The organism is Paenibacillus sp. FSL L8-0158 (assembly GCF_038592965.1).
Classification (GTDB): Bacteria; Bacillota; Bacilli; order Paenibacillales; family Paenibacillaceae; genus Paenibacillus; species Paenibacillus polymyxa_D.
On the sequence record NZ_CP151949.1, the window covers coordinates 3,008,679 to 3,023,549 of the forward strand.

The following is a 14,871-nucleotide window of genomic DNA, read 5'->3' on the forward strand; positions in this document are numbered from 1 at the left end:
GGAGGAGTACTTATGAGTGATTTGAAGAAACAAAACATAAAAGATATGTACCGGCTCACTCCTATGCAGCAAGGGATATTGTACCACTATATGATGGATAAAAATTCAGACGCCTACTTTGAGCAGATATCACTTTCTATAAAAGGCATCCTGGACATTGATTGTGTTGAAAAGAGCGTTAATATCATTATTGAAAAGTATGACGCTTTGAGAACAATTTTTTTGTATGAAAATGTAGCCAAGCCCTTACAAGTAGTCATGAAGGAAAGAAAGCTGTCTGTCAGCTATGAGGATATTACCTCCCTTGCCGAAGAACTAAGGGATAGGTATATAGAAGAATACAGGGTTAAAGACAGAAAAAAGGGCTTTGACTTATCAAGGGATATTTTAACAAGATTAAGTGTAATTAAAACAGGCTACCAATCTTATAACATGGTATGGAGCTTTCATCACATCATTATTGATGGGTGGAGTCTCGCAAATATATTTAGAGAATTTATGGAAAACTATGAAGCCCTGATGAATAGCCGGGAGCCGGAGTCAGGAAAGGTATATCCTTACAGCCGCTATATCAAATGGTTGGAAGGCAGAAATCAGAACGAGGCCGCAGATTACTGGGAAACCTATCTTAAAGGTTACGAGCATCAGACAGTCCTTCCCCAAAACGGCAGGTCTGCAAGTGATGATTTCAGGATTGAAGAAACGGAGTTTAAAATATCTGAACAAATAACTAGCGATCTTGAGAAGTTTGCAGCCAAAAACAATACAACCATGAGTACCATTATAAAGACCATATGGGGGATATTATTACAGCGGTATAACAATACCGATGATGTGGTGTTTGGTGAGGTGGTATCGGGAAGGCCTCATGAAATACAGGGAATTGAGAGCATGGTGGGTTTATTTATAAATACCGTTGCAGTAAGGGTGAGTTGTGATGAGGATAAAACTTTTACCGAACTGATCAAAGAGATGCAGCAATCGGTGCTTGAATCTGACCGGTACAGTTTCTATCCTCTGGCGGATGTGCAGTCAAAAACATGCTTGAAAGATGCCTTGATACATCATGTCATGGCTTTTGAAAATTACCCTATGGATGAAGCGGTTAATGCTTCATCCAGTAATGGCATTTTAAATGTAGTTGGAATGGAAATATTCGAGCAGACGAATTATGATTTTGGGATACTCGTTGATGGCGGTAAGGAATTATCTATTAAATTCAGTTACAACTCACTGGTATATGATGGTAATTTCATAGAAAAAATCAAGGGACATTTTCAGTCGGTAATAGAAATTGTAACCGATAATCCCGATATGCATATTAGGAATATTGATATACTCACCGAAGTGGAAAAGAAAGAAATAGTACACTGCTTCAATAATACAACGGAGGAATACCACAGGGAAAAGACCATTCACCAACTATTTGAGGAACAAGCGGTGAAGACACCTGACAATGCGGCAGTGGTGTTTGAGGGTAAGCAGCTAACCTATAGGGAACTCAATGAGAAGTCAAATCAGCTTGCAAGAGTGTTGAGGGATAAGGGAGTTAAACCAGACAGCATAGTGGGTATTATGGTAGAACGCTCACTGGAGATGGTCATAGGTATATTTGGCATACTTAAAGCCGGAGGGGCATATATGCCTATAGATCCTGACTACCCTAAGGCAAGAATCGAATATTTACTCGAGGACAGCGAGATAGGGGTGCTGATTTCCCAAAAGCAATTCCTGGAGAAAGTGGAGTTTTACGGGAAGTATATAGACATAGAAGATGAAAGCCTTTATGCCGGAAACCCTATGAACCTGGAAGTGGTATGTTCACCGCAAAATTTGGCATATATCATTTATACATCTGGGTCTACAGGAAAACCTAAAGGGGTTATGGTAGAACATAAAGGGGTAGCAAATCTGGAGGCGTTTTTCAAGACCCGCTTAAATGTAAGTGAAAGCGATAGGATTATTCAATTTGCATCAATTTCATTCGACGCTGCAGTTTGGGAAATATTTATGGGACTATTGGCAGGAGCAACACTATATATATTTTCAAGCGATATTATCAATGACTATCGAAGATTTGAAGAATACCTAAATGAAAATGAGATAACTATTGCTACTTTACCACCTCCGTATCTGGCAAATCTGGACCCGGAAAAAGTAACTTCCTTAAAGAAGGTAATTGCAGCAGGTTCGGCTTCCACTCCCGAACTTTTAAAGAAATGGAGCAACAGGATTTCATATATAAATGCTTATGGACCTACTGAGACAACCGTATGTGCAACGGTATGGAAAGCAGATGATTGTGAGACGGCCGATAAGTCGGTACCTATTGGTAAACCTATTACCAATACCCGGGTGTTTATAGTTGATGAAAACAATAATCTTAAGCCCATAGGTGTTGAGGGTGAACTCTGTGTTTCCGGGGCAGGATTGGCGAGAGGATACTTGAAAAAACCGGAACTTACCAGGGAAAAGTTTGTACCGAACCCATTTATGCCTGGAGAACTGATGTATAAAACAGGAGATCTTGCAAAGTGGCTTCCTGACGGGAATATTGCATTTGCCGGCAGAAAAGACCACCAGGTTAAAATAAGAGGGTATAGAATCGAGCTTGAGGAAATAGAAGCAGCCCTTTTGAAGCATGCTGATATAAATGAGGCGGTGGTCATTGACCGGGAGGATTCAAGTGTAGGCAGGTATCTTTGCGCTTATATAGTGTCTGACCGAGAAGTGACAGTGACCGAAATAAGGGAGCTTATATCTAAAGAGCTGCCCGATTATATGATTCCATCCTATTTTATGAGGATAGCAAAAGTACCGTTAACCATAAATGGAAAATTGGACAGAAAGGCGCTGCCGCTGCCTGATGGAAGAATAAATACAGGAACAGAGTATGCAGCGCCTTCAGGTGAAGTGGAGGAAAGGCTTGCGCTGCTGTGGCAGGACATCCTTGGAATAGAGAAGGTAGGAAGAAATGATAACTTCTTTATGCTCGGAGGACACTCGTTAAAGGCAACAAGCCTTGTAGCAAGAATTCACAAAGAGTTCAATGTAGACATACCTCTTAAGGAAATATTCAAGACACCAACCATCTTAGAAATTGCCAGCTACATTGAAGACTCAAAGGAGAGCCTATATCAGTCCATTCAACGTGCTGGGGATATGGAATATTATCCCATGTCATCCGCCCAGAAAAGACTATATATATTAAACCAGCTTGAAGGAGCTGGAATCGCCTACAATATACCTGGCATAATATTGCTGGAAGGTACTGTTGATAAAGCACGTTTTGAGCAGGCTTTTCATAGTCTGATAGAAAGGCATGAGAGCTTTCGAACCTCCTTCCATATGATCGAGGAAGAGCTGTCTCAGAAAGTCCATGACAAGGCGGACCTAAGTATCATGTACCTGGAAACCAGTGAAGAGAAGGTTCCCGAAATAGTGGAGAAATTCATAAGGCCCTTTGACCTTGGAAAGGCTCCACTATTAAGAGTTGGACTTGTAAAGATTGGAGAAGCCAGACATATTATGGTGTTTGACATGCATCATATCATATCGGATGGAGTGTCCAACGACATACTGGTAAGAGAGTTTATAAGCTTATATGAAGGGAAAATACTTCCTCCACTGCGTATACAGTACAAGGACTACTCAGTTTGGCAGAGGGAATTGTTTGCAGGAGCTGCCATAAGTAAGCAGGAGGAATTCTGGCTCCAGACCTTTCAGGGAGAGATCCCTGTGCTGGATTTATCCACCGACTACCCAAGACCCGCAGTACAAAGCTTTGAAGGAGACTACATCAGCTTTGAAGCTGATAGCGAGCTTGCGGTTAGACTTAACAAGCTTGGATCAGACAATGGAGCTACATTATATATGACGCTTCTTGCTGCATACAATGTGCTGTTATCTAGATACACTGGACAGGAAGATATTATTGTGGGAAGTCCTATAGCTGGAAGGCCTCATGCTGACCTTCAAGACATCATAGGTATGTTTGTAAACACTCTGGCCATGAGAAACCACCCGCAAGGAGAAAAGACTTTTATTGAATTCTTGAAAGAAGTTAAAGAAAATGCTTTGAAAGCATACGACAATCAGGACTATCAGTTTGAAGAATTAGTGGATAAGCTGGACATAAGGAGGGATATGAGCAGGAATCCCCTCTTTGATACCATGTTTGCCATATACAATGTTGGAAAAGCAGAGCTCATAACGTCTGATCTAAGCTTCAAGCCGTACAACAAAGGGATAGAAGGCAGAATATCAAAATTTGACATCACCTTAAATGCATTTGAGACTGAGGATGGTATAGCCTTTGAACTCGAATACTGTACAAGACTGTTTAAGAAAGAAACAGTTGAAAGACTTGGGGCTCATTACATCAATTTACTGGAAGAAATTGCAGCATACCCCGAAAAAAGGCTTTATGAAATCGAAATGTTATCACAGGAAGAAAAACAGCAAGTATTATACAGCTTTAACGATACTGCTCTCGAATATCCCCTGGATAAAACCATACACCAAATGTTTGAGGAGCAAGTGAAAAAGACTCCTGATCATATTGCAGTGGTTTTTGAAGGTAAACAATTAACCTACCGAGAACTGAATCAAAAGGCAAACCAATTGGCCAGGGCATTAAGAGAAAAGGGAGTAAAGCCTGATGATATTGTAGGCATAATGGTGGACCGCTCGCCTGAAATGGTTATAGGTATAATGTCAGTAATCAAGGCTGGGGGGGCGTACCTTCCTGTAGATCCTAATTATCCATTGGAAAGAAAAAGGTATATGATGGAGGACAGCAAGGCCAAAATTTTACTCACCCAAAATCATCTTATGGATCGTGATGATTTCGATGGTGAGATTATTGATTTATCTGATTATGATTATAATTTTATAAACGATGTGAATATAAAATGTATAAATAAGCCTGGTGATACAGCGTACATCATCTATACCTCTGGCTCAACGGGAAACCCTAAAGGTGTTTGCATTGATAATAAGAGTGTATTAAACCTGGTAGAGGGTCTGTTCCAGAGAATATATAGCAAATATGAATCACCGTTGAATGTTTGCCTCATTGCCCCTTATGTTTTTGATGCTTCGGTGCAGCAGATTTTCGCAGCACTGCTAATGGGGCATGCATTGTACATTGTACCGGAGGAAGCAAGGAAAGACGGTAAAAAGCTGCTGGACTTCTATAGTGAAAATAGGATTGATATTTCGGATGGAACGCCCATACACGTAAATATGATGTTAAATTCTCCTCCTATAGATAATAACCTAAAAGTGAGACATTTTATTATAGGCGGAGATGTTCTTCCATTTGATGCAGTAAAAGACTTCCTAAGCAGATTTGAGGATGTGCAACCTTGCATCACAAATGTTTATGGTCCTACCGAATGCTGTGTGGATTCTACGGAATATTTGATTACTGCGGCGGGGCTTAGTAGATTGGATAATATCCCCATAGGCCGTCCTTTGCCAAACACCAGAGCATGCATACTTGGTAAGAAATTAGAAGTAAATCCTATAGGTATCGCTGGGGAATTATATATATCTGGGGATGGTCTTGCCAAAGGCTATTTAAACAAGACGGGGCTTACTGCAGAAAGATTTGTATCTAACCCGTTTATAAAGGGAGAAAGAATGTATCGTACTGGGGACTTGGCAAGATGGCTGCCTGACGGGAATATAGAATTTTTAGGCAGGATGGACCACCAGGTAAAGATAAGGGGATTTAGAATAGAACTTGGAGAAATAGAGGCTCAGCTATTAAGACATGCTTCAATAAAAGAAGCTGTGGTTATTGTAAAGGAAGACCAACAGAAGAACAAGGATCTGTGTGCATATTTCGTTGGGGAAAATGAACTGACAATAACTGAACTAAGGGAATGCCTTTCAAAAGAATTGCCCGAGTATATGATCCCGGCATACTTCATGCAGCTGGATGAAATGCCTTTGACAGCCAATGGTAAGATAGACCGGAAGAACTTGCCCCACCCTGCTGCTCATTTAAATACTGGAGTAGAGTATGAAGCACCTTCAGGTGAAGTGGAAGAGAAGCTTGTACAATTGTGGCAGGATATCCTGGGGGTTGAGAAAATAGGGAGAAATGATAATTTCTTTGTGCTTGGGGGGCACTCATTAAAAGCAATAAACTTTGCAGCCAAAATTCACAAAGAGTTCAATGTAAATATATCTCTTAAGGAGATATTCAAGCTGCCGACAATTGCAGAAATTGCCAAGTACATCCAGGAAGCCCAAGAGAGTATTTATCAATCTATCCAGCCCACTGGAGAAATGGAATACTATCCTATGTCGTCTTCCCAAAGAAGGCTGTATATATTAAATCAGCTTGAAGGAGCAAGGGTGGCATACAATATGCCAGAGTTTATGTTGTTAGAAGGCAGTATTGATATAGAAAGTTTTGAGAAAGCCTTAGATCAGCTGGTAAAAAGGCATGAGGCTTTCCGGACCTCCTTCCATATGGTAGATGGTGAACCGGTGCAGAAGGTCCATGATGAGGTGGAATTTAGTATCATGTACATGGAAACCGGCGAAGAAAAAGCCTCAGAAGCAGCAAATGAATTCATAAGGCCATTTGACCTTGGCAAGGCTCCTTTACTAAGAGCAGGGCTCGTAAAAATTAGAGAAGACAGGCATGTCATGATGCTTGATAAACACCATATCATATCTGACGGGGTGTCGGATGAAATACTGGTAAGAGAATTCATAAGCTTGTATGAAGGAATGAATCTTCCAGCACTTCAGATTCAGTACAAGGACTATTCCGTATGGCAGAATAAATTGTTTGCTGACGGCACAATCAGTAAACAAGAAGAATACTGGCTCCAGGCATTTAGGGGAGAAATACCAGTACTTGATATGCCGGTAGACTACCCAAGGCCGGCTATACAGAGTTTTGAAGGCGATATGGTCAGTTTTGAAACAGGCCGGGAACTTGCACATAAACTGAACAAGCTTGCCGTGGATCATGGAGCAACACTGTATATGGTGCTTCTAGCTTCATACAATGTGCTTCTTTTCAAATACACCGGACAGGAAGATGTCGTAATTGGAAGCCCTATAGCAGGAAGGCCACATACAGATTTGCAGGACATCATAGGCATGTTTGTCAATACCCTAGCTATGAGGAATTACCCTCAAGGTAAAAAGAATTTCAGCGAGTTTTTGATGGTAGTAAAAGAAAATGCTCTAAGGGCTTATGAAAACCAGGATTACCCATTTGAGGAACTTGTGGAGAAGCTTAGCATTAAGCGGGATTTGAGCAGAAATCCGCTGTTTGATACTATGTTTGTCTTGCAAAATAAAGAGGCATCAGAATTTAAGATGAATGGGCTAAGGTTCATGCCCTATGATAATGAGTTCAGGGCGTCTAAATTTGATTTGACCCTAAACGCCCAAGAGACCCAGAATAATATTGTATTTGGGTTAAAGTATGCTACTCGTCTGTTTAAGAAAGAGACAATAGAAAAACTTGGGGTCCATTTCATCAATGTACTGGAAGAGATCACAGCTTACCCCGAAAAGATGCTGTCCGAAATAAATATACTATCTCAGGATGAAAAACAGCAAATACTAAATAGTTTTAATGATACAAAGGCAGAATACCCTAGGGATAAGACTCTACATGAGCTGTTCCAAGACCAAGTGGAAAGGACACCTGATAATGTAGCTGTAGTGTTTGAGGACAAGCAATTAACCTACAGGCAGCTCAATGAAAAGGCAAATCAGCTTGCCAGAGCACTAAGAAGTAATGGTGTAAAGCAAAACAGCATAGTTGGAATAATGGTAGAAAGATCCGTAGATATGCAGGTTGGAATACTGGGAATTTTAAAAGCAGGAGGTGTCTATTTACCAATTTCAACCAAACTTCCTGAACTAAGAATAAAAAAATTACTGGAAGATAGTAATGCAACTATGCTGTTGACGCAATCACATTTAGCGGATAAAGCAGAGTTTTACGGTAATATATTACTGCTTGATTCCCCTGAAATATACATTGGAAGTGCTGAAAACCTTGATAAAATAAATAAACCAGAGGACTTAGCTTATATCATTTATACATCGGGATCTACTGGAGTTCCGAAGGGTTCAATGATAGAGCATCGAAGTGTAGTTAACTTGGTTTATGGACTAAGAAAGCTTGTCTATGAAAATTATGATAATTATTTAAATGTTGCCCTTGTGTCCCCTTACTTTTTTGACGCATCTGTAAAACAAATATTTGCGGCTTCTCTCCTTGGCCATACGCTGTTTATAGTTCCTGAGGATACAAGGCTAGATGGTGAGGGCCTTCTAAAGTACTATAACAGGAATTCAATTGCTGTTTCAGACGGAACACCAGCACATATAAAGCTTTTAACAGATACTGCCAGGCCTGGCGAAAGTCTTTCAGTTATGCAGTTTATTATCGGAGGGGAAGAACTTTCATGTAAAGGTATACAAGGTTTCTATGATCGGTTTAAAGATAATAACCCTACTATAACAAACGTTTATGGTCCAACAGAATGCTGCGTAGATTCAACTTATTACCATTTAAGCCGTGAGAAGGTGAGAAATCTAACAAGTATACCTATAGGTATGCCATTGCAGAATTATAAGATATATATACTTAATGAAGACATGAATATCTTACCGGTTAATACAACTGGTGAAATATATATATCTGGAGATGGGCTGGCAAAAGGCTATTTGAACAAACTTGAATTGACTACGGAAAAATTTGTAGCTAATCCTTTCAGCTCTGGAGAAAGAATGTATCGTACCGGTGATCTTGGAAGGTGGCTTCCTGACGGAAACATCGAATTTATAGGCAGAGTAGACCATCAGGTAAAGATTAGGGGCTTTAGGATAGAGCTTGGGGAAATAGAAGTGCAGCTATTAAAGCATCCTTCAATAAAAGAAGCTGCGGTAATTGCAAAGACAGACCAGGAGGGCAACAAGTATTTGTGTGCTTATATAGCAGGGGAAAGTGAATCTACAATATCAGATTTAAGGGCGCTTCTCTTAAAAGAACTTCCCGATTACATGATACCACAATACTTTGTTCAGCTGGAAAAGCTGCCTTTGACAGCCAATGGCAAAATAGATCGGAATAATTTACCCCAAAATGACGGTACTTTAGCTACATCAGTAGAGTATGTAGAGCCTTGCGGTGAAGTTGAGGAGAAGCTTGCACTGCTGTGGCATGATGCCCTTGGAGTACAAAAAATTGGTGTGAATGATAACTTCTTTGAACTGGGAGGATACTCACTGAAGGCAATATCCCTTATAAGCAGAATTTATGAACAGTTAAATGTTGAGGTACCACTAAAAGACTTTTATATGGCCCCAACCATAAAGGAAATTGCCCGTTTTATACACAATACGTACGCCAATGATTATATTACACCAAGTCCGGCAATTCATTTTAATTCAGCAATGGAGAGTCTTATGTTTGCATTCCCTCCAGGAGGAGGAAATGGAATAGCTTATGGTAGTTTATCAAAACAAATGAATGCTTATTCCATATATTCCTTTGACTTTATAGAAAATGAGAGCAGGATGGAGGAGTATGTGAAGGCAATTACTTCTGTCAAACCCGAGGGCCCATATATTCTATTTGGTTACTCGGCAGGAGGTAATCTGGCATTTGAAGTTGCTAAAGTATTAATTGAAACTGGACATCATGTATCCGATATAATCTTTCTGGATTCGGCTAAATCATTTGTCCTTATTGAGGAAGAAAGCGAAGATGCTAAGAAACTTGCTGAGCAACAGGATAAAGAATTTATAGAAGAAAATGAGAAACTTATAAAAGGCATGTTTGGAGATAACCAGGCAGTTATTGAAAAGGCCATTGAAAGAATGAGAAATTATCATAAATACACTAGAAGTGTTATAAACTCGGGACAGATAAACTCCAATATCCATCTTATTATATCACAGCAGCAAGACAATGAAGGTGAAGCTGATTTATGTGAAGGATGGAGAGAGGCAACAACGGGAGAGTTCAAAGTATATAACGGATTTGGCAGTCATTTTGATATGTTAAGTACAGGATATATAGATAAAAATGCGGCTATTATTAAAGAAATATTGGAAGAGATCAACCAATAGTTCAGATATAAGGGGTAGATATAATGGATAAGATTAAATTGTTTTGTCTGCCGTATGCAGGAGGTTCTGCAGCAGTATATAAATATTGGGAACAATACTTGCATGATAGGATTGAGCTTTTCCCGATTGAGCTTGCGGGAAGAGGCAGCAGGATTGGTGAACCGTTTTACGGAAGTGTTGAGGAAGCGCTTGAAGATATACACCGTATTATCATAAGCAACCTTGAAGAACAACCTTATGCGTTGTTTGGCCACAGTATGGGCAGTGTACTTGTATATGAACTTGCCTATAGAATAAAGGAGCTCGGACATCCATATCCTGTCCATATGTTTATTTCCGGCAGATATCCTCCGGGTTTTGTAAGTAAGAAGAAGGTACTCTATGATTTGCCGGATAAGGAGTTTGTGGATGAGGTATTTAAGCTGGGAGGCACGCCCAAAGAGGTTCTGAAAAGCAATGAATTAATGGAGTTGTTTTTACCGATACTCAGAGCGGATTTTAGAATTACTGACACATACAGGCACATTGAAAAAAACGCTAAGCTTGACTGCGATATAAGTGTATTGTGGGGAAAAAGAGAAAAGGGAGCCACTATTTTTGACGTTGCAAAATGGCATGATTATACGTCCAAAAGTTGTAAAATTCATATGTTTGACGGGGATCATTTTTTTATACACGATTACAAAAAGGATGTAGCAGCAATAATAAATAGTAGTCTCATCGACTTTGCAGACAATGGTATGTGAAGACTGAAGTTTATTTAAAATTTAATATGAAATCAAGAGGCTAAGTTTTTAGGTTGACTTTAATGACCTGTAGACTTAGCCTCTTTCCAGTCTAATCAAAAATTTCAAGCATAGACATGTTCACAAAACCCGTATTTTGACTAATAGTACGGATCCAATAATTAAAAAGTTTGTGTCGCTGCGCGGCGACACAAACTAAACTCATAGACATGCAAATGTCATTATTTAACCAACTTTAATCATTCATCTTTATGTTTTAGCTTCACTTTAACTTCATTAAAAAAAGCCGTTGTATCCCATACATTGAGACCAAAGTATCCTTCTTTATAAGTTTGATCTTTTGTGTCGATAACTAATTTATTGTTCAAATAAACCTTAGTGATATCGCCTTGCGCTTCTACTTTGAGATGATAATCTATATTTGGCTGTAAATCCAGTTTTCCATCATTGTTATATGTCGCAATTTCATATCCGGTTCCATCGACAAATTTAATTAATTTTACAATATTATTTTTTATATCAACATTTGCTGCATATGAATTCTTTGCTGTTAAGTCAGAACGAAAAACCAATGAACCCGCTCCAATGGAGTTATCTATCAAATCTTTTTCAGAATTACCGGGGTGGGAATCTGTATCTGGCACGTTTATATTGGCTTCATACACAAAATTCCTGCCAGTCACATCTGATACTATGAAAGCATCTCCCTTACTCTGTCCCTGCATTCCATGAATGGTCTCTGCCCACTTCCCGTTAACGGTGGTCCAACCTGATAAGTTGGATTTAAAAGAAGATTTCTTTTCTTTCCATACACTCTTTAGAGGATATAGGTCCAAAGATTTCAGCTTTACATTTCCACCCTTACTATAGATTTTTAGTCCTTTGCTTGCAGAATCCGCGAATATCTGATCGGTAATCACTGTCGTACCATCATTACCGAATACCTCTACAGCTGATTTGTCAACAATAACTTGCAATTTAACCGTGCCGTTCTTAGGGTGTAATGGTCCCTCATGCTTGCCAGCTACATTACTTCCGTAATCGAAATCTCCTGAATGAGTCCGGTCAACAAATAATTGCTCGTTGTAGACATCATAACCGACAGTAGTATATTGCTCACTTCCTTCCCGGATTTTGAAGCCAAATTCTGTTGCCTTAGTATCCGATACATCAAACAAAGCGATTATTTCAAATGTATCTTCTGATAGATTAGAAAGAAGATGGCTGTTACCCGATATCATTTTATTGGTATACGATATACGATCCCCTCTGTCACGAATACTTTTTAGGGAAATAGGGGTTTGTTTTAAACGTAGACCCTTTGCGGTTTGAGTGAGCTCCATCTTCCGCGGCAGTGTTGTTGAACTTCTCCACGTTGAGGTGGGTGTATCGTTGGCATACTGCCAATTACTCATCCAGCCGAGCCAATATTTCTCACCCTTCTTCCCTTCTACTCCACTCCAATCCACAGCAGCATAAAAATCAGCTCCATAGTCAGTCCATAACACTTTATCGGAAGTATTTTCATTTTTAAACGTTTTACCGTCAAAGCTGCCTACAAAATACTGCATGCCCGATCCGCCTGCTGGAGCACCATCATTTATACTTACCTGTAGGACCCACTTTCTTTTTGAAGGGTCACCATCTACCGGCAATTCGACTAACGTAGGGCATTCCCATATTCCTCCGACGCTGCCGTTTGTGGAAGGAATCCACTGTCCAGAAACAGCGGACCAATCTGTGAGGAGTCCGCTTTGTTTCACATCTGTTTTCTCCGGCTCTTTTGCAACCTGGTCAACTTTATCCGATATGGTCCCTTCATTATAAACATTAACATCATCAACATTAATATGACCGTAACCATCTTTGGCATGGTCTACTACTTTGATATATAACACTTCACCAATATATTTGGACGCGTCCCAAACGTATTTTGAATATTTTTCTTCATTAAATTTTATATTGGCCTGGCGGATCAATTCTTTATCGTCGGCTGCTCTGACCAATGATACATAGGTATTGTCGCCATCATCGCCTGCTCCTAGTAACAGATTGATTTCACCGGATCCGCTTAATTTAAAATAGGAGGATTGCAGTTCACCCGTTGCTTCATCTCCATCGTGAAGCTTAGAATATCCCCACAAGTGATAATTCCCCTCATGTCCGAAGGATCCACCCCAATAAGTCGCTTCACTGGATACATGATCATCCGAAAAAGTATCACCCTGGGTCACAGTCCATCCAGTTAAATCGCCTGTTTCAAAATCATGATTGATGATTTCTTTCTCATCGGTCATGATATTTCTACCCAGTTGAACATCCTGAAATAACGCAGAAGAGTGCAAAAGATGTAATCCAAAATGGCCGGACAAGAAGGTTGCATCATCGATATCATGAATGAGATTTCCGTCCAGATACATCTTTATATTTGTTCCAAATGTGCTCACTTTTAAATCATGGCTTTGATACGTATCCAGCGTTACTGTGGTTTCAGCCAGAACCGTTCTATTCCCGTCTTCCATTTTCACGATTTTCACTTTATCGTTTAAAGCATCGATACTCGCCATATATCCATTTTTTGCATCAGCATCCGTCCGAAAAAGAAGTGATCCTGTTTCATCTCCTCCCTCTGACAAATCTATATTCGCATTATATATAAAGTTGTCCCCAGTCTTACCACTTATGATAAAAGCATCATCTGCAGATGTACCGCTTTTCCCCTCCATGGTATCATCCCACCGGCCGGTTACAGCTGTCCAATTAGACAGATTGGTTGCAAAGTTAGAGGTGTTCTTGAAATTCACATTTCGGAAGGAAGCTGTTGAATTCCAGGCGGTCAGACCGTAATAACCATAATCAAATTCAGTATCCGTTTCTTTAATTACAGACTGATTATCTACAAACACCTGAATGTCATGACCATATACGTCTACTTGCACGTTGTAAGTTGATGAGGTTCCCAGGGTTAAAGACTTGCTTGCAATTTCTGTATTCGATCCATCGACATTCTTATTTAAAGTAACGACATCATTTTTGGCATCCAGGCTGACGACATAACCGTTTTTCGCATTCTTGTCAGCACGAAAAACCAGACCTCCTGAGCCTTCCCTGCCATTCTTTTTATTCAGGGTAATATCTCCCTCTAAGGTAAATGAACCACCTTGCTGTGAAGACATAGCGTACGAAGTGGTATCCAGACTGTTGGCCTGTATTCCGTTATCTTCACCAAATTCGCTTGCATAGGTCCACTGTTTTAAATTGGGGGAAGTATAAAACATTACTTTATTCGCTGCGGCCAAAGACATCACCCATTGTCTGGAGTCTTCGTGCCAGAATACTTTAGGGTCTCGCCAATCCGGTATCGGGGGATCCGGCATTACCGGATTTCCTTCATACTTGGTCCAGGTTCTGCCTCTATCTAAGCTGTACGCAATGCTTTGAACCTGACCCTTATCCCCGGAATGAGTGAAGATCGCAACCATGGCTTCTTTTCCGAACCCTGCTGTATTGTTCCAATCGATCACAGCACTTCCCGAGAAAATCTGACCGTTTTCATCTGGATATAACGCAATAGGCAAATGTTTCCAATGAATAAGATCTTTGCTCACCGCATGCCCCCAATGAATGGGTCCCCATTTCGTCCCAAAAGGATTATACTGGTAAAAAAGGTGATATTCACTCTTATAATAAACCATTCCATTCGGGTCGTTCATCCAGTTAGCCTCAGGCGAAAAATGAATCTGATTACGGTAAGGTTCATCGTAATAACCAAGATCTGCTGCAAAAGCGGGAGTTAACGGTAAACCAAATACCATAAAGCAAATCAGCAGCATACTTAACTTCCTCTTCACCATCTTTCACATCCTCTTTTAATATTTTGAACACCTTGGGTTATTCTTAACATCACTAATAAAGCGTTTACATTTATCTCTATAGCTTAATATCTTATGTTTACGCTGTTTTGGTCACAAAAATCCGAAAAAGTCCGGCCAAGGATGACTCC

General features: G+C 40.0%; 3 protein-coding genes. 2 read left to right on the forward strand and 1 reads right to left on the reverse strand.

Annotated elements, in window-relative coordinates; translation table 11 throughout:
* Positions 1-12: 12 nt before the first annotated feature.
* On the forward strand, positions 13-10,122 hold the full coding sequence (locus NSQ68_RS12995; protein ID WP_342426169.1) for an amino acid adenylation domain-containing protein: 10,110 nt from the start codon (positions 13-15) through the stop codon (positions 10,120-10,122).
* A 23-nt stretch (positions 10,123-10,145) separates the two neighbouring features.
* Entirely contained in the window at positions 10,146-10,868 is a 723-nt protein-coding gene (locus NSQ68_RS13000) for a thioesterase domain-containing protein (RefSeq protein ID WP_025721395.1), read from the forward strand.
* A 239-nt stretch (positions 10,869-11,107) separates the two neighbouring features.
* On the opposite strand, the gene NSQ68_RS13005 is transcribed toward NSQ68_RS13000, so the two are convergent.
* The gene (locus tag NSQ68_RS13005; protein ID WP_342429114.1) at positions 11,108-14,719 is read right to left on the reverse strand and encodes a GH32 C-terminal domain-containing protein; all 3,612 of its coding nucleotides are present in this window, start codon (positions 14,717-14,719) and stop codon (positions 11,108-11,110) included.
* Positions 14,720-14,871: the final 152 nt, after the last annotated feature.